We start from the raw sequence: 16,577 nt of genomic DNA, 5'->3' as shown, positions 1-16,577 counted from the left end.
CCAACTGCCTCCCATAACGATAAACCTCGGTACGAGGTTGTTCCCAAAGTCCCCTGTTTGAGTAAATTCGACAAACGATGCCGATTATCCTTTCACCAAACGCAAAATATCGTTGTATGTCACCGCCAGCATGAGCAGCATCAACATGGCGAAGCCGATAAAATGCACGATGCTTTCGCGGTTCGGATCCACCGGCCGCCCCCGCACGGCTTCAAAGCCCAGAAAAACAAGGCGGCTGCCGTCGAGCGCCGGAATCGGCAACAGATTGAATATCCCCAGATACAAGCTTAATATCGCAGCCCAGAACGTTAATTTCTCGATGCCCTGTTTCGCGATTTGGCCGGTCATTTCGAAGGTGCGAACCGGGCCTCCCAAATCGTCAAGCTTGAATTCGCCAAAAATAAGTTTCCGGAATCCTTCGAAAATCGTTTTCGTCGAGCTTACCATCGCTTTGCCCGAATATCGCAGCGTTTCGCCGATCGATGCAGTGCGGGTCGGCAATTCCGGCACAATCCCGACTTTGCCCCCTTCCGCGCCTTCGACGCGAACGGGCGTGATCTCGATTTCGAATCGGCGATCGCCGCGAAGCACGGTCCATTTCATCGGTTTGTCGGCCGAATCCAGAATGAGCGCGATCATTTTCTCAGAATCGGCTCCAATGCTTATCCCATTCACCGTTTCAATGATATCGCCGGGCTTCAAATCCACTTTGGAAGCCGGCATGCCTGCTGTAATCTCGCCGACTTTCACATAGGTCGGGTTTTCCACGGGAATGCCCATCATTTGAATATAGACGCCGAATAGCACAAAAGCAAGAATAAAGTTCATCATCGGCCCGGCGAAAATAGACATTGCCCTTTGCCCGACCGTTTTGCTTCCGAATTGGCGGTTTTTCGGCGCAATTTGCGTTTCCTGGCCTTTTGTCACCATCATCGCTTGCGGATGAACCGCATAGCGCTGGACGTCGCCGTCCACATTCAGCTTCACGAACAATTCGTTTTCGATATCGATTTCTTCGACTTCGCCGCGGATCACATTTTTACGGCTGTCCAATTGATCGAGATACAAATACGTTACCGCTTCATCGGCCAGCCGTACGGCAATCGTTTGTCCGGGTTGGATTTGCACGATTTCCGGGTCTTCGCCCGCCATTCGCACATAACCGCCGATCGGCAGCAATCTGAGCGTATAACGGGTTTCATTCTTCGTATAAGAAAACAGCTTTGGACCAAAGCCGATCGCAAACTCCCGCACAAGAATGCCGGCGCGTTTCGCAAAATAAAAATGTCCCCATTCATGTACCGTAACGATGACAAAAAACACAAGCACGGTCAAAAAGATGACTTGAACCATTTCCACAGGTTACGCAAACCCCCTTTATCTGCCTTTTCGAAGCGAAACGATGCCATGTCCAATCGTTTCCTACACTTCATATTATTCTCCGATGCCGAACATAAGAATCCTTCTCCCGCAATTTCATCGGAGAATCGTTATCGCATTCGAAGCGTTCAATACCGGGCCGCGAATTCGCGCGCAGCGCGATCCGCTTCCGCGATCTCGTCCAAATCGGGCGCTTGCAGCACACGGTGCCATTCCAAAGCCGCCTCCAACACGTTTTCAATTTGCAAAAATTCGATTTCTCCCCGTAAAAAGCGGGCGACAGCCACTTCATTGGCCGCATTCAATACGGTTGGCGCCGTGCCTCCTATTGTACCACATTCGTAAGCCATTCTTAAACAAGGGAAGCGATCATAATCCATCTCGCCGAAATGAAGCTTTCCGATTTGCGCCAAATCGAGCGGTTCGGTCGGGGTTTGCAGCCGCTGCGGGTAGGTGAGCGCGTATTGAATCGGAACTCTCATGTCAGGATTCCCCATTTGCGCAATGACGCTGCGGTCGATAAACTCGACGAAAGAATGCACCACGCTTTCAGGATGAAGCAAAACGTCGATTCGTTCGTAAGGCAACCCGAAAAACCAATGCGCTTCGATGACTTCAAACCCTTTGTTCATCATCGTCGCCGAATCGATTGTAATTTTGGCGCCCATCGACCAGTTCGGATGTTTCAGCGCTTCTTCGACGGTAACTCCCTGGAGCTGCTCTCTGGTCCGGTCGCGGAACGAGCCTCCGGAAGCGGTCACTGTAATTTTGCGGATCTCCTCCGGCGATTCGCCGTTCAAGCATTGAAATATCGCCGAATGCTCGCTGTCGATCGGCAGCATTCGCACGCCGCGCTTCTTCACGGCTTCGGTTACCAAATGACCTGCCGTAACGAGCGACTCCTTATTCGCCAGGCCGATATCTTTGCCCGCGGAAATCGCGGCAAGCGTCGACGATAAGCCGACGCTGCCGAGCAGCGCCGACACGACGAAATCCGCATCCGTATTCGCCGCTACTTCATTCAATCCTTCTTCCCCGTATAACACTTCGATTCCGTCAGGAATTTGCGTTTTCAATCGTTCCGCGAGCTCTTTGGTCGCAATCGAAACCTTCTTCGGACGGAACGTATGTATTTGTTCTATAAATAAAGCAGCATTCGTGCCTGCTGCCAAAGCTTCGATTTGGAATTGTTCAGGGTGATGCTTAATGACGTCCAACGTTTGCGTACCGATCGATCCTGTCGAGCCTAAAACGGTTATTTTCTTCATGAACGCACCTTCTCTACTATTGATATGGCAACAATGACAACAAATGGATAAACGGAAACACGATCAGCCAGCTGTCGACGCGATCCAATATGCCGCCATGTCCCGGCAGAATGGAACCGGTATCTTTCACGCCTCTCACCCGCTTGTATGCGGACTGGATCAAATCGCCGATTTGTCCGATGACCGAGGCGGCGAGGCCGATCCATATCGCTCGACCTATCGACAACAATTCCGGAGCGAACAAAACGAATAAAGCGGAAACGGCCGCGGCGACAATAATGCCCCCGATCGCCCCTTCAACCGTTTTGTTCGGGCTGATATCAGGCCACAATTTCGTCTTGCCGAATAATTTGCCGGTAAAATAAGCTCCCGCATCGGATGACCAGATCGCCGCGAACAGCAGCAGAGACCAGAATAAGCCGTTGCCGTCCGGCGCCGAGCGGGTTTCGATCATATATTGAAAACCGATGCCGATATAAAGGACGCCAAGCAGCATGTTCGCCGCTTTATCGATATCGATCTTGTTTTTCGTAATAACAGTAGCCGTCAAAAATAAAAAGAGCATCAGCCAGATGAACATCGAAGGATTGATGTCCGACAGCGGAAATTTACTCCAAGGAAACACGAAATACAACACGCCGAGAAAGCCGAGCAATGGGGTGATATTCCATGGCTTCAAGCCGTTCATACGAATAAATTCATAATAACCGACTAGGGATAATAAGATCATTAGTCCGTTATACCAAGGTTCGCCCAATATGCAGCATAGAATGAATCCAGTACCGGCAATGAATCCGGTAATGACCCGTTGTTTCAATATAGACATCCCCTATCGAGCTATGATAGTCCGCCGTATCTCCTAGTTCTTCGTTGATATTCGGCAATCGCTTCATACAGATGCGCTTCGGTAAATTCCGGCCAATATACGTCCGTAAACCATAGTTCGCTGTAGGCAAGCTGCCATAACATAAAATTGCTTAACCGCAGTTCGCCGCTCGTGCGAATCAGCAAGTCCGGATCGGGCAAATGCGAAGACAGCAACTGCCGCTCGATCTGCTCTTCTGTAATCTGTTCCGCCGATAGTTCTCCGGATTCGACCCGCTTCGCGATTTCTTTCACCGTCTCGGCAAGTTCCCTGCGGCTTCCGTAATTCAACGCGAAGTTGAGCACAAGACCGGTATTGTTCTTCGTCTTACTCTCCGCTTCCTCGATGGCGCGCAGCGTATGTTCGGGCAGATCTTCCTTATACCCCATCATTCGGACTTGGACGTTTTTGTCGATCAATTCTTGCAGTTCGATCGCCAAAAACTCCTGGGGCAGCTTCATCAGAAAATCCACTTCTTCCTTCGGCCTCTTCCAATTTTCGGTCGAGAATGCATACATTGTCAAATATTTCACGCCAATCGCGTCCGCGGCGATCGTAATCCGTTTGACCGCCTTCATTCCGGAATGGTGTCCCGCAAAGCGCGGCAGCCCTTTTCGGTTGGCCCACCGTCCGTTGCCGTCCATAATGACGGCGATATGCCGCGGAATGTTATCGTCAAACAGTGTCGGTACTCCTTTGTTTCGCATCCATTTTTGGAATCGTTCGATCATCGCGTTTCCCCCAACCCCGGTGATGAAAAGACAACAAACCCCACCGTTTTGGAGGGGCGAAAAATGTTATACTTCCATAATTTCTTTTTCTTTCGCCGATAATATTTTATCGACTTCAGCGATAAATTTATCCGTCGTTTTCTGAATCTCGTCCTGATGTCTGCGCGATTCGTCCTCGGAAATGTCCGTTTTCTCCATTTTTTTGATCTCGTCGTTCGCGTCGCGGCGAATGTTCCGAATCGCCACTTTCGCTTCTTCGCCGAATTTTTTCGTCGACTTGACCAACTCAATCCGCCGTTCTTCCGTAAGCGGAGGAATCGCAAGACGAATTTGACTTCCGTCGTTAGCCGGCGTCAAGCCAAGATCGGATTTCAAAATTGCGCGCTCGATGTCCGCCAGCGACGACTTATCCCATGGCTGAATAATCAAAGTGCGGGAATCAGGCGTATTAATGTTCGCCAATTGATTGATCGGCGTCATCGCTCCATAGTATTCCGCCTGAATCCGGTCGAGCAATGCTGCGGACGCGCGTCCGGCGCGCAGTGTCGCCAAATCGCGCTTTAAGGCTCCGATCGCTTTCTCCATACGTTCTTCGGCATTTTTCTTAACTCCTTGTGGCACTAATCAACACTCCCTTTTACCATCGTTCCGATTTTATCGCCAAGCACAACACGTTTGATGTTTCCTTTTTCCGTAATTGCAAATACGATTAGCGGAATATTGTTATCCATACATAGCGACGATGCGGTCGAATCCATAACGCCCAAATTGCGGTTGAGCACTTCCAGATACGTTAATTGCTCGAATTTTTCCGCATTGGCGTCTTTAAACGGATCGGCGGAATATACGCCGTCGACTTTATTTTTGGCCATCAGAATGACTTCAGCCTCGATTTCCGCCGCTCTTAATGCCGCCGTCGTATCGGTCGAGAAGAACGGATTGCCCGTTCCCGCCGCGAATATAACGACGCGCCCTTTCTCCAGATGACGGATGGCGCGGCGCCGTATGTACGGTTCCGCAATTTGCTGCATCGCGATCGAAGTCTGCACCCGCGTCGGTACGCCGATCTGCTCCAGCGCGTCTTGAAGAGCTAAGGAGTTCATCACCGTGGCGAGCATCCCCATGTAGTCGGCGGTTGCACGGTCGATCCCTTTCGCGCTGCCGGAGATGCCTCTCCATATGTTGCCGCCGCCGCATACGATTGCGACTTCGACGCCAAGTTCGACAACTTCCTTCACCTGCTCGGCGATCGAATTGATCATGTCCGCTTCGATTCCATAGCCGGTTTGACCGGAAAGCGATTCACCGCTTACTTTTAACACCACTCGTTTATAAACAGGCTGTTCCAAATGATTACCCTCCAGTTTCGGATGTTTCTTTGGGCGGTATACCTTTCGATGTTCATTCCATCCGTAATCCGTTCCAAACCTTAAAAAAGAAGGAACACATAGTGTTCCGCCTTTTATCGTTCTATCGTCAATCCCATTATATAATATAAGCCTTCTTTACGAAAGTTTACAGATTCGCTTGCGCCATAACTTCTTCCGCGAAGTTTTCTTGCTTCTTCTCAAGACCTTCGCCAAGCTCGTAGCGAGCGAAACGACGGATCGAAATATTTTCTCCGATCGCGCTAATTTTTTCTTTCAGCAACGTTTCGATCGATTTGTCCGGATCTTTAACGAAGGCTTGTTCCATTAAGCAATGCTCTTCGAAAAATTTGCCGATGCGTCCTTCCACCATTTTCTCGACAATTTTCTCAGGTTTGCCTTCATTCAGCGCTTGCGATTTCAAGATTTCTTTTTCCTTCTCGATTTCATCGGCCGGAACTTCTTCGCGGCGCACGTAACGAGGGTTGGTTGCAGCGATATGCATCGCGATATCGCGCGCGAATTCCTTAAATTGATCCGTTTTCGCAACAAAGTCTGTTTCGCAGTTGATTTCGACCAGCACGCCGATCCGTCCGCCTGCATGAATGTACGATTCTACAACGCCTTCCGTCGCAATGCGGCCCGCTTTGTTCGCCGCAGCGGCCAAACCTTTTTCGCGCAGCACTTCAGCCGCTTTCGTCAAGTCGCCGTTCGCTTCCTCAAGCGCCTTTTTGCAATCCAACATTCCCGCTCCTGTTTTTTCGCGCAATTCTTTTACCATGCTAGCAGTAACTGCCATAATATATTCCCTCCACAGAAATTGGTTTTTCGTTTCAAAAAAAGGGCGGCGGGAGGTTCCACACCTACCAACCACCCTTTTCATTTAATTGCGTTCAATTAAACTGACATTTGCTCGCCTTGATTGGCTTCGATTACCGCATCGGCAATTTTGCCTGTCAGCAATTTCACCGCACGAATCGCGTCATCGTTACCCGGAATGACATAATCGATTTCGTCCGGATCGCAGTTCGTATCGACGATACCTACGATCGGGATGCCGAGTTTGCGCGCTTCCGCAACGGCGATGCGCTCTTTGCGCGGGTCGATAACGAACAGAGCGCTAGGCAAGCCTTTCATGTTTTTGATTCCGCCGAGGAATTTTTCGAGACGGGCTTTTTCTTTGCGAAGCAAGATAACTTCTTTCTTCGGAAGAACTTCAAACGTGCCGTCTTCTTCCCATCTCTCGAGTTCTTTCAAACGGTCGATCCGTTTTTGAATCGTTTGAAAATTCGTCAGCGTACCGCCCAACCAACGTTGGTTGATGTAGAACATGCCGCAACGTTCGGCTTCTTCTTTCACCGAATCTTGAGCTTGCTTCTTCGTGCCGACGAACAGCATCGTGCCGCCTTCTTCAGCGATCGATTTCACGAAATTATAAGCTTCCTCAACTTTTTTCACCGTTTTTTGCAAATCGATGATATAAATACCGTTTCTTTCTGTGAAGATATAACGATCCATTTTCGGGTTCCAGCGACGAGTCTGATGACCGAAGTGCACCCCAGCTTCCAATAGCTGTTTCATGGAAATGACTGCCATATCTTGCACACCTCCTTATTGGTTTTCTTGATCCTCCGCCGATCTCATCTTTCGACCAAAACTTTCCGTTTTCCGAAAAGCACCCTTGGCAAAATTAACCGGCGTGTGTTTTTAACACCATCAGTTAATATACCATAATTAAAAATCGGATGCAACCATATTGATGAGTATCTCTCATCGGGCCGCTTCCGATTTTGATGGCAACGTTCGCGATCTGTTTTATTTCTTTTTCGTAATTTTGCCGGCAATTGCATCCATGTCCGTATTCGGCCCGAATTCATACGTTCCCGGCTGAATGATGGAATTGATTTCCGCTTGCACGCCGTAATCGATAAACGTATCCGCGTCTTTCACGACTCCCGCCTTCTCCAAAGCGGCGGCTACCATGCGCAGCGACATGCCGGGCTTGATCGTTACTTTGACGTTTTTCGCTTCCTTGGCCGGTTTCTTCGGTATCTCCTGTTTAACCGTTTTCGGCGGCGTACCGTCCGCAGCCTCCGCGGTGTTTCCGTTCAAATCCCCGGCTTCGGCGCGCTGCGCTCCGTCGGATTGGGCTTGCCCTTCGGCGTCGGAAACTTGCGGCTTCGCATCCTGAACCGCGCCCGCATCGCCCTCTTTTGGCGGCTCAAGCTGCGACCTCTCTTGCAGTTTCCGCTCCAGTTCCTGTTCGGTATATAGTACTTCTTCCGCCGCATACACTTTCAAGCCGAGCTTTGACGCTTCCAACTCCAATTGTTCTTTCGTAAGCGCGGGCCGGACCGCGGCATCCGTCTGCGCCTTCCCGATCAGCATAACCTGCAAAGCGACGGCTGCGACGATAACCCCCGTGCCGAGTCCGAATAAAAAAGTGCGATTTCTAAACACGGCGCTCCTCCTGTTTGGCAAGCTGCAATATGAGCCCGATTTCCCCGCGGTTCATTCCCGTTCGTTTCGATATATGATCAATCGATTTCCCTTGCTCGTGCAAAGCAAACAATTCCGCGTATCGGGATTTAATCGATTGCTCTTCCGCTTCCTGCGCTTGATCGGCGGAAGACGCGCTCTCCGCCTCTCCGGTCGCTTCAGGCTGCGGCTCGGCGGTCCGGAGCGCCTCCGCCTGCATAACGGCTTGCTGGGAAGCCGTTTGCTCCCTCAACGCTTCCAACTGGCTGCAGCGAAGCTCCAACTGCTCCAATCGCTGTTCCAACCGCTCGTTTTTCTCTTGCAAAATCGTTTGCTTTACGATGAAATCTTGTTTCATTTGGCCGACTAATTGGACGAGCTGTTCATTCTCGGCCGCGATTTCCTGCATAAAATGATCCAGCGTCCCTTCGATTTCTTGGACGACTTCCTCGTGATTCGCCGTTTTCGATTGCGGCTTCGGCAGCATGAGCGCATATACGATGGCAATCGCCCCGAGGATGACAAGATAAATCCATGGCTGAAATCCCACTTCGATCACCTACCATATTGTTAAAGAATAGCCGCGTTCCCAAAGCAGTTCGCCGCGTTCTAACTGCTAAAATCCAGTTGTTTACAACGACAAGTCGATATGATGTCCTTTGTACGGATGCTTGGGTTCGTCCTGTTGCCCGCCGCCGTCGTCCTCCTGCTTGCGTTTGGTTCGGCGGTAGTAAGCGTTCTGCCGGCGTTCGCCGTCGCGTATCGGCAGATGGGCCGTTTCATCGACCTTCGCGTTCTTTTGCCGCATCTCTTCCGTCGTTTTCTCGGCTTGGCCCGCCAGTTGCGCTTGATCCGCCACCGCCTTATGTTGAGACTGGGCCTGCATGATACCGGCGTCGTTCGTTCGCGGTATGGCGATTTGCATTTCGACCGCTTTCAAACTCATTACGATCACCTCAGCAACATGTAATCTTTTGCCCTAGCAATACATGCGATTATACGTAAGGAATCATCGTGACTTCCCCTTCGCTCAAACGAAAGGATACATGATCCGTCGGATCTTTAATGAAACGGGTATAGCGGCCGATCACGATTTTGGCTCCGCCGTATATCGTTTTGGTTACTTCCACTTTCGCCGTGTGCGTCTCTTCCAACATCTTTTCGAGCTCTAGAATTCTCTCCCGCATTTCGTCCTGCTCCTGCAGCGCCTGTTTCTTCGTCGCGTTCAGCTTGATGCGCATCGCAAGCCGATCCGGCGACAATTGTCCCGCCGCCGCCAATTGATCCAGCATGGCCAGAGCTTTATCCGTTTTGTCCATATTATCCGCGCTCGCCCGCAGCTTGCTGCGAAGCTCCGTCAGCTCGTTGCGCAGATCGGGCAGCACGCCGACTTCGATGACGGTAGCGGTCGACATCGAATTGCCGATCGTTCTCGCGGTCACGCGCTCGCCGGCTTGCAGCATGCCTCCGACGATCAGCCCTTTCGTGCCGGTGCAGACGACGCTTTTGCCCGCGCGGATATTCGAATGCATAATGCTTTGCGATACGATGACATCGTTTCCGGCGAATACGTTCCCGTCCTGAATAAAAGAGCTCTTCACATTTTGCCCGGCCCGAACATACCCTTTGTTGCCCGCAATAATGCCGCTCGTAATTTCGATCGAACCTTCCGCTTCCAGCTCGGCGCCTTCGACGCCGCCGACCACCCGGATGTCGCCGGACGCTTTAATGCGGAATCCGGTCAGAACATTGCCTCGCACGACAACCGTTCCGACAAAATCGATATTGCCGGTATTGTAATCGACGTCGCCGTTTACTTCATATACCGGAAAGACGTTGATTTTATCCTTATCGGTTTGGGTGACAAGGCCGTCGATCGCCGCATACATCGCCCGCTGCTCCGGATCGACGACGACATTTTTCCCGACCTTGAAGCGTACGTCTTTGCCTTTCTTGCCCGGAACTTCTTCGCCGGTAACCGTCATGCCCGGAATTCCGTCGGTGGGCGGAATTCGCTGCGCGATCAATTGCCCTTTGCGGGCGTTGTTCAACTGGATAACGTCTTTATAATCGACCGAACCGTCCGCCAGTTCTTTCGGCCTCTTGTCGCTGTCGTCGAAATTAACGTTCGTCTGGATTCGTCCGTCCTTGCCGTCCGTTGGATGTTTCCCCATCGCGATCAACGTTTTTCCTGCGAAAAATGCTTTCGGGTTGCTGGCGATACGATTCAACTCCTCGTATTTCACGCCGTACACGATATTATGACTTTTACAGAAAGATTTCAATTGCTCGGCCGAACATTCGAAATCCTCCGCAATTTTTTTGAAAAACAGATGCGCTTCCATCTTATCGTCCGTTATGGATACGTCCAAATATTGCTCCGGATCGAACCGCTGTGTCATAATATCATCCCCTCCTTTCCAAACTATTAGTTTTGCAGAAGCTGCGTCCTGCTTTTTTCGAGCGCGCCTCTCAATCGTAATATCGCTTTGGAATGCAGTTGGGAAATACGCGAAGGCGAGAGCGACATCACTTCGGCAATTTCGCTGAGCGATAAATCATCGTAATAAAATAGCGAGATTACTGTCCGTTCTTTTTCCGTCAGTCTTTCGATCCCTTTCACTAACGATTCTTTCAAATAAAACTCGTTTACCGTATATTCCGGATTTTTCGCCTTCTCATCCACTAATAAAGACAGCCGGGTTTCGGATTCTTCCTCGCGAATCGGATCTTCCAAGGAACAAATGCTCATCACCGCAACTTCTTGCAGCATCGTTTGGAACTCTTTCTCCGAGATTTGCAAATATTCGCTCATTTCCTGATCCGTTACGGAACGCAAATATTGCTGCTCCAGTTTTTGATAAGCGTCCTCAATTTTTTTCGCTTTTTCGCGCACCGAGCGCGGCACCCAATCGCCTTGCCGCAGCCCGTCCAATATGGCGCCGCGCACGCGCCACGAAGCGTACGTTTCAAATTGCAAACCCCGCATATAATCGAACTTCTCAATCGCATCGATCAATCCCATAACCCCGTTGCTTGCCAAATCGTCTTTGGACACATTTTTGGGAAGCCCAATCGCTAATCGATTGGTGACAAATTCGACGATGGGCAAATATTGCTCGATCAACCTTCTCTTCGCTTCGATATCTCCGTCCAGTTTCCACTTTTCCCACAGATCGAAGTTGGTTAAGTGCGGATTTTTTTGCTCGATCATATCGCTTCACCCTCCTTATTCTTCTGTCAGGTGACGGATTGCCCGAACGATCTGTTCGGGGTTTTCTTCGGCTTTTTTCACAAGCTTGGGCGGTTGCAACGGCGTAAATTCGGCTTCTCCCGCTTGCTCGTCCGGCTGTTGTTTCAGCAATCGATGCAAATCCTCCGTCTCGTCCGGCGTGACTACATCCAACTGCGCCCCCCTCCGGTCGTCTTCGGCGGCAAGGGCATGCTTTGCCGCGCTCTCCGCATTCCCTCCGCTCGCCAGAAGCTGTAAAGCAAAACGTACGACAAAAGCAAGCGCAAACCATATTACAAAAGCATAAATGCCGCGAATGAAACTGGTCATAAACAGATTGCTATTCAGGGAAATCAAAAACGTGATAAAGAAACCGACCGCCCCGAAAACTGCATTCCATCGAATTGTTTTTGTCATAGTCATATTTCCTTCTCGCCAAATTGTACACTCCGTATATGTAATATTCCGGTTTCGCAATCCATCTCGATCGTCCTGCCGTAATTGCCTCCGGTATCCTCCGCCAGAAGCGGAATCGCAAGCTGCTGCAATACGCTCTTGCACGTCTCCGCATTTCTCGGGCCGATGCGCATCGTTTCGCTCATCGATTGAAAAGCGAACATTTGCGCGCCGCCCGCCATTTTCGCCGCAAGCCGCGAACGAACCGCGCCGGCCCGCTCCATCAAGCGCAGCAATTCGGGGATGGCCGTATCGGCATACTTCGCGACGTTCATCTTCCCTTCGCGCGCCGTATCGGAGGACGGAAGCATAATATGCGCCATCCCGGCAATGTAAGCTGCCGGATCGTATAACGTGAGCCCGACGCATGAACCGAGCCCGGTCGTTCGAATGATGCCGGAACCCTTCACAAGGTTGAGATCGGCCATTCCCACCTTCACTAACAGCCGGTCATCGATCATTCGTACGGCACTCCCAATGCTCCGAATATTTTGGCGAAGGACTCGGGATCCGGGATAAGAAAAAATTGGCCTTCGACTTCCTCTTCCCCTTCCAGAAACGTCGTATCGATCAGCAGGGCGTCGTCGCCCATCTGACCGAATTGCAGCAAGCCGTAGCTTAGAATCGCTCCCGCCATATCGATGGCAAGCGCAGGTACGGTCGGGAACATGGACAACCGGGTAAAATCGGCTAACGAGGTCAAGTAGGATCCCGCCAAAATATTGCCTATTTCACAGAGTGCCGACTGTTCCATCTCCGAATAAAAATGTTCCGATTCCACTTCGATGCCCGCCAAATTGCGAAGCAATTTTTTGGCGGCATTAGGCTTCATAATAAAAAAGAGGTTTCCGGGCGCTTCGCCCTCGACGCGTAAAAATATGGCGATGACAACCTGTTCCGCTCCTCCTACCTGTTCCGCAATCTCGTCGAACGAAAGAAGTCGAACGGACGGAACGGCCATGTCGATCGGCTTATTCAGCAAGCGCGACAAAGCGGTAGCCGCATGACCGGCCCCGATGTTGCCGACCTCCTTCAGCACATCGAAGTTAAGCTCCGCCATATGCTTGAACATTCCCACGCGTTACTCCTCTAAACTTTCCAGTTGGATAATTTCGCTCTTGTTCAGCACTTCCGGCAAATTGAGCATAATGAGCAACCGGTCCTCGCCAATTTTGGCGACACCGCGCAAATATTTCGCTTTAATGCCGCCGACGACTTCCGGAGGAGACTCGATTTGATCGCTGTTCAAGTCGATGACGTCGCTAGCGGCATCGACGATAAAGCCGACTTCCATATCCGCGACCGCGACGATCACGATACGGGTATGTTCCGTATATTCCGTCTCCGGCAGTCCGAACCGTCCCCGCAAATCGATGATCGGCACGACGACGCCGCGCAAATTAATGACACCTTTCACAAAAGCGTATGTTTTCGGTACGCGGGTAATCGGCAGCATTCGCTCGATCGTGCGAACTTGATCGACTTCGATGCCATATTCTTCATTTCCTAACGCGAACACGATCACTTTCATTTCTTCTCCCATACCATGAACCCTCCTCAAAGTTTTGTGTGCTATTTATTTCACCAGCGCGTTCGGGTCGATGATGAGCGCCACTTGTCCGTCGCCCAATATCGTCGCGCCGGAAATGCCATATATATTCGTTAAATATTTCCCCATCGTTTTGATGACAATTTCGCTTTGGCCGATAAACTCGTCCACCATAAACGCTGCCAATCGGTCTCCTTTTCTAATGACGATCACCTCGGATTCTTCCTCGCTATCGACGGCCGAGTCCGGACAGTCGAATACTTGAGCCAGCGAAATGACCGGGATGATCGATTGACGGTAATCGATCATTTGATTGCCGTGAACGGTGCGAATTTGTTTATGATCGATCACCATCGTCTCGACGATCGACGAGAGCGGTATCGCATATTTCTCGGATCCGAGTCCGACCAGCATGGCCGAAATAATCGAAAGCGTAAGCGGAAGCTGGACGGAAAATTTGGAGCCTTGTCCCGGCGTCGATTCGATCGACACATTCCCTCCGAGCGAGGCGATCTTCGATTTCACGACGTCAAGTCCTACGCCTCGGCCGGATATATCCGACACTTTATCGGCCGTGCTGAAACCGGAAGCGAACAGCAGGTTGTATACTTGCTCGTCGGTCATCGATTTCGCCTCGTCGGCGCCGATGACTCCGTTTTTCAACGCCGTTTGCAACACTTTGTCGCGGTTAATGCCTTGACCGTCATCCTCGATTTCGATAAAGACGTGATTGCCGCTATGGAACGCCCGCAATTGGATCGTGCCCGTTTCCGGCTTCCCGGCCGCCAGCCGGCCTGAGATCGCTTCGACGCCATGATCGATCGAATTGCGCAGCAAATGAACGAGCGGATCGCCGATCTCTTCGATAACGGTACGGTCGAGTTCCGTATCCGCTCCCGTAATGACCAGATCGACTTTTTTGTCCAGCGATTTGGCCAGATCGCGAACCATGCGCGGAAAGCGGTTAAATACCGTATCGACCGGTACCATGCGCAGCTTCAGCACAATATTTTGCAAATCGCCGCTGACGCGGGTCATATGTTCGACCGTCTCCGTCAAATCCGTCCGTTTGATTTCGCTTGCCAATTGCTCCAAGCGAACGCGGTCGATCAGCAATTCGCTGAATAAATTCATCAGGACGTCCAGGCGTTCGATGTCGACGCGAATGGTGCGCGTCGCCGCAGCCGTTCCCGCTGTTCTGGCAGGCGCGCTTTCCGAAGCCTTGACGCTGGTCGCCGCCGCCTCCCGTTTCGCGCTTGCGAGTTCCGCCTTCTGCTCTTGCTGCCGGTTCAAATGATTCAATGTCTCATGATCGACAGAGACGATATGTACTTGCTCGATTTCGGAAATTTGTGAAATCGATTGCTGCAACTGCTCTTGCCCCACTTGGGAGATAAAGTATACCGAGAAGCTTCGATCGAATTTTTCCTGCTCCAAATCTTGCACGGAAGGATTCGATTTCACGACTTCCCCGTTGCGTTCCAAGCAGTCGAACACCATATAGGCGCGCGCGCCTTTCAGCACGCAATCTTCCCGTACGGTCACTTCGATGTAAAAAACGGTGTTCCCCGCCGCGATCGACTGGTCCAGCACCGAGAACTGGTATTGGTCCAATTGAACGCCTTCCGGCGAGGCATTGTGGTTTCCGGAGTTTGAGCTTGCCGCGGAATCTTCGAAATCACCGCTTTCTATCGCACGTAATTGGGCAACGATATGGGAGACGTCCGCCTTCCCTTCCCCGCCTTGCGTAATATCCTGTACCATCGATTCCAATGCGTCCAGACTTTTAAATAACGTATCGAAAATATGGCTGTTCATTTTCAATTGGCCGTTGCGGACCAAATCCAATACGTTCTCCATTTGATGGGTCAAAGACGCTAAATCTTCAAAGCCCATCGTGGCAGACATTCCTTTTAACGTGTGGGCCGAGCGAAAAATAATTTGCACGATGCCCAGGTCCTCGGGGCTGTTTTCCAATTGCAGCATATTTTCGTTCAATGATTGCAAGTGTTCCGTCGATTCGTCAATAAACATGGATAAATATTGATTCATTTCCATGATCCAAGCACCTCCTCAATGAAATCCATTCCGCTATTTGACAACATGAAGCAACTGTGGAGCTATGTCTTGCAAAGGCAAAGTATAAGATACGCAATTCAACTCGATTGCCGAACGCGGCATTCCATAGACGACGCACGTCTCCTCGCTCTCGGCGAAAGTCGATTTGACCCCGTCATCGTATAACGCCTTCATCGATTTGGCCCCGTCGCTGCCCATGCCTGTCAATAGAACGATGTGGCGGCGCAGTTCCTTCCATGGCAGCAACGATTCGAACAGCGTGTCGACGGAAGGCCGATGGCCGCCGCGCAGCTCGGAACGGTTCAGAAGCGCTTGATAGGCGCCGTTCCGATCCTTTGCAACCGTCATGTGGAATCCGCCGGGCGCGATATAAGCCGTACCCGCTTCCAGCGTCTGCCCGTTTGCGGCTTCGACCACGCGAATTCTGCACAACGAGTCGAGCCGGGCGGCGAGCGATTTGGTGAAATTGGCAGGCATATGCTGCACAATGACGATCGGAGCCGGAAAGTGTTCCGGCAATACGGACAGCAATTCCTTCAATGCTCGCGGCCCTCCGGTAGACGTTCCGACCGCCACCAAACTTTGAAATGCCGACTTGTTGCGGCTAACGAACGGCGCGGAAGGGGCATGGGCGATTTCTTCCGCTTGCGGTTCGAACGCGCGCGGTCTCATCTTCTCCCGCGGTTTCGCTGCGGTAATAGGAGCGGACTGCGCTTGAACCGGCGGCAAACCGGGCGGCGGCCCCGCCTTGGGCTTCGTTCGGACCGTTCTCGAAACGGCCGCCGCTTTCAACTTTTCCCTAAGCAATCCGCCGACTTTATGGATGTCGAACGAGATCGAGCCGGAAGGTTTTTTGATAAAGTCGAACGCTCCGTATTCCAAAGCCATAATCGTTTCTTTTGTGCCTTGATCCGTCAAGCTGGACAGCATTATGACGGGAACGGGGCATTCGCTCATTATTTTCTCCAGCGCCTGCAGCCCGTTCATGACCGGCATCTCGATATCCATCGTCACGACATCCGGCTGAATCCGTTTGACTTGTTCGACCCCGTCCTCCCCGTTTTTCGCAGTTCCGACAACGGTTAAAGCCGGGTCTGCGTTAATTAAATCGGATATATATTTACGCATAAAAGCGGAGTCGTCTACTACCAATACTTTTGTGGTACGCATAT

General features: G+C 51.2%; 19 protein-coding genes. All 19 read right to left on the bottom strand.

All coding sequences use genetic code 11. From position 1 onward, the window contains the following. Window positions 1–84 precede the first annotated feature (84 nt). Window positions 85–1,359 carry an RIP metalloprotease RseP gene (gene rseP / locus KQI79_RS07155; RefSeq protein WP_216537544.1) on the bottom strand — a complete coding sequence of 425 codons (1,275 nt, stop codon included), beginning with the start codon at window positions 1,357–1,359 and terminating at the stop codon, window positions 85–87. 149 nt (window positions 1,360–1,508) lie between these two features. Beyond that, entirely contained in the window at window positions 1,509–2,648 is a 1,140-nt protein-coding gene (locus KQI79_RS07150) for a 1-deoxy-D-xylulose-5-phosphate reductoisomerase (protein WP_216537543.1), read from the bottom strand. A gap of 16 nt (window positions 2,649–2,664) precedes the next feature. Further along, window positions 2,665–3,465, bottom strand: coding sequence for a phosphatidate cytidylyltransferase (locus KQI79_RS07145; RefSeq protein ID WP_216537542.1), 801 nt, complete (start codon window positions 3,463–3,465; stop codon window positions 2,665–2,667). Between the two features lie 20 nt (window positions 3,466–3,485). Beyond that, window positions 3,486–4,244 (bottom strand): undecaprenyl pyrophosphate synthase, encoded by a 759-nt coding sequence (locus KQI79_RS07140; protein WP_216537541.1) that lies wholly within the window; start codon window positions 4,242–4,244, stop codon window positions 3,486–3,488. Window positions 4,245–4,310: 66 nt separating this feature from the next. Further along, window positions 4,311–4,865, bottom strand: a complete 555-nt coding sequence (gene frr / locus KQI79_RS07135; protein ID WP_216537540.1) for a ribosome recycling factor — start codon at window positions 4,863–4,865, stop codon at window positions 4,311–4,313. Then, window positions 4,865–5,593 (bottom strand): UMP kinase, encoded by a 729-nt coding sequence (gene pyrH / locus KQI79_RS07130; RefSeq protein WP_216537539.1) that lies wholly within the window; start codon window positions 5,591–5,593, stop codon window positions 4,865–4,867. The genes frr and pyrH overlap by 1 nt, the downstream gene beginning before the upstream one ends. A 166-nt stretch (window positions 5,594–5,759) precedes the next feature. Beyond that, on the bottom strand, window positions 5,760–6,410 hold the full coding sequence (tsf, locus tag KQI79_RS07125) for a translation elongation factor Ts (protein ID WP_216537538.1): 651 nt from the start codon (window positions 6,408–6,410) through the stop codon (window positions 5,760–5,762). A gap of 98 nt (window positions 6,411–6,508) precedes the next feature. Next, complete coding sequence (gene rpsB, locus KQI79_RS07120; RefSeq protein ID WP_216537537.1) at window positions 6,509–7,207, bottom strand: 30S ribosomal protein S2; 699 nt, start codon at window positions 7,205–7,207, stop codon at window positions 6,509–6,511. A 219-nt stretch (window positions 7,208–7,426) separates the two neighbouring features. Continuing rightward, window positions 7,427–8,071, bottom strand: a complete 645-nt coding sequence (locus tag KQI79_RS07115; protein ID WP_216537536.1) for an MltG/YceG/YrrL family protein — start codon at window positions 8,069–8,071, stop codon at window positions 7,427–7,429. Further along, window positions 8,064–8,639 carry a DUF6115 domain-containing protein gene (locus KQI79_RS07110; RefSeq protein WP_216537535.1) on the bottom strand — a complete coding sequence of 192 codons (576 nt, stop codon included), beginning with the start codon at window positions 8,637–8,639 and terminating at the stop codon, window positions 8,064–8,066. Before KQI79_RS07110 ends, KQI79_RS07115 begins: the two co-directional genes overlap by 8 nt. An 81-nt stretch (window positions 8,640–8,720) precedes the next feature. Then, window positions 8,721–9,035: a hypothetical protein gene (locus KQI79_RS07105; protein ID WP_216537534.1), complete on the bottom strand. Its 315-nt coding sequence runs from the start codon at window positions 9,033–9,035 to the stop codon at window positions 8,721–8,723. 49 nt (window positions 9,036–9,084) lie between these two features. Then, window positions 9,085–10,491, bottom strand: a complete 1,407-nt coding sequence (locus tag KQI79_RS07100) for a flagellar assembly protein A (protein ID WP_216537533.1) — start codon at window positions 10,489–10,491, stop codon at window positions 9,085–9,087. 26 nt (window positions 10,492–10,517) lie between these two features. Next, window positions 10,518–11,303: a FliA/WhiG family RNA polymerase sigma factor gene (locus KQI79_RS07095; RefSeq protein ID WP_216537532.1), complete on the bottom strand. Its 786-nt coding sequence runs from the start codon at window positions 11,301–11,303 to the stop codon at window positions 10,518–10,520. 15 nt (window positions 11,304–11,318) lie between these two features. Next, complete coding sequence (locus tag KQI79_RS07090; protein ID WP_216537531.1) at window positions 11,319–11,738, bottom strand: hypothetical protein; 420 nt, start codon at window positions 11,736–11,738, stop codon at window positions 11,319–11,321. A 2-nt stretch (window positions 11,739–11,740) separates the two neighbouring features. Continuing rightward, a complete protein-coding gene (locus KQI79_RS07085; RefSeq protein ID WP_216537530.1) occupies window positions 11,741–12,238 on the bottom strand; it encodes a chemotaxis protein CheD in 498 nt (165 codons plus the stop codon). Continuing rightward, entirely contained in the window at window positions 12,235–12,849 is a 615-nt protein-coding gene (locus tag KQI79_RS07080) for a chemotaxis protein CheC (protein ID WP_216537529.1), read from the bottom strand. The genes KQI79_RS07085 and KQI79_RS07080 overlap by 4 nt, the downstream gene beginning before the upstream one ends. 9 nt (window positions 12,850–12,858) lie before the next feature. Next, the gene (locus KQI79_RS07075; RefSeq protein WP_216537528.1) at window positions 12,859–13,320 is read right to left on the bottom strand and encodes a chemotaxis protein CheW; all 462 of its coding nucleotides are present in this window, start codon (window positions 13,318–13,320) and stop codon (window positions 12,859–12,861) included. Between the two features lie 33 nt (window positions 13,321–13,353). Then, complete coding sequence (locus tag KQI79_RS07070) at window positions 13,354–15,384, bottom strand: chemotaxis protein CheA (RefSeq protein ID WP_216537527.1); 2,031 nt, start codon at window positions 15,382–15,384, stop codon at window positions 13,354–13,356. A gap of 33 nt (window positions 15,385–15,417) precedes the next feature. Then, window positions 15,418–16,575 (bottom strand): protein-glutamate methylesterase/protein-glutamine glutaminase, encoded by a 1,158-nt coding sequence (locus tag KQI79_RS07065; RefSeq protein ID WP_216537526.1) that lies wholly within the window; start codon window positions 16,573–16,575, stop codon window positions 15,418–15,420. Window positions 16,576–16,577: the final 2 nt, after the last annotated feature.

Origin of the sequence: Paenibacillus sp. MSJ-34 (assembly GCF_018918005.1) — a bacterium.
Classification (GTDB): Bacteria; Bacillota; Bacilli; order Paenibacillales; family Paenibacillaceae; genus MSJ-34.
This window is presented reverse-complemented; position numbering and strand designations above follow the sequence as displayed.

Coding starts and splice junctions, on each gene's coding strand:
- KQI79_RS07150 (WP_216537543.1), bottom strand. CDS start 2,648: ATGAAGAAAATAACCGTTTTAGGCTCGACAGGATCGATCGGTACGCAA.
- KQI79_RS07140 (WP_216537541.1), bottom strand. CDS start 4,244: ATGATCGAACGATTCCAAAAATGGATGCGAAACAAAGGAGTACCGACA.
- tsf (WP_216537538.1), bottom strand. CDS start 6,410: ATGGCAGTTACTGCTAGCATGGTAAAAGAATTGCGCGAAAAAACAGGA.
- rpsB (WP_216537537.1), bottom strand. CDS start 7,207: ATGGCAGTCATTTCCATGAAACAGCTATTGGAAGCTGGGGTGCACTTC.
- KQI79_RS07105 (WP_216537534.1), bottom strand. CDS start 9,035: ATGAGTTTGAAAGCGGTCGAAATGCAAATCGCCATACCGCGAACGAAC.
- KQI79_RS07100 (WP_216537533.1), bottom strand. CDS start 10,491: ATGACACAGCGGTTCGATCCGGAGCAATATTTGGACGTATCCATAACG.
- KQI79_RS07095 (WP_216537532.1), bottom strand. CDS start 11,303: ATGATCGAGCAAAAAAATCCGCACTTAACCAACTTCGATCTGTGGGAA.
- KQI79_RS07090 (WP_216537531.1), bottom strand. CDS start 11,738: ATGACAAAAACAATTCGATGGAATGCAGTTTTCGGGGCGGTCGGTTTC.
- KQI79_RS07085 (WP_216537530.1), bottom strand. CDS start 12,238: ATGATCGATGACCGGCTGTTAGTGAAGGTGGGAATGGCCGATCTCAAC.
- KQI79_RS07080 (WP_216537529.1), bottom strand. CDS start 12,849: ATGTTCAAGCATATGGCGGAGCTTAACTTCGATGTGCTGAAGGAGGTC.
- KQI79_RS07075 (WP_216537528.1), bottom strand. CDS start 13,320: ATGGGAGAAGAAATGAAAGTGATCGTGTTCGCGTTAGGAAATGAAGAA.
- KQI79_RS07070 (WP_216537527.1), bottom strand. CDS start 15,384: ATGGAAATGAATCAATATTTATCCATGTTTATTGACGAATCGACGGAA.
- KQI79_RS07065 (WP_216537526.1), bottom strand. CDS start 16,575: ATGCGTACCACAAAAGTATTGGTAGTAGACGACTCCGCTTTTATGCGT.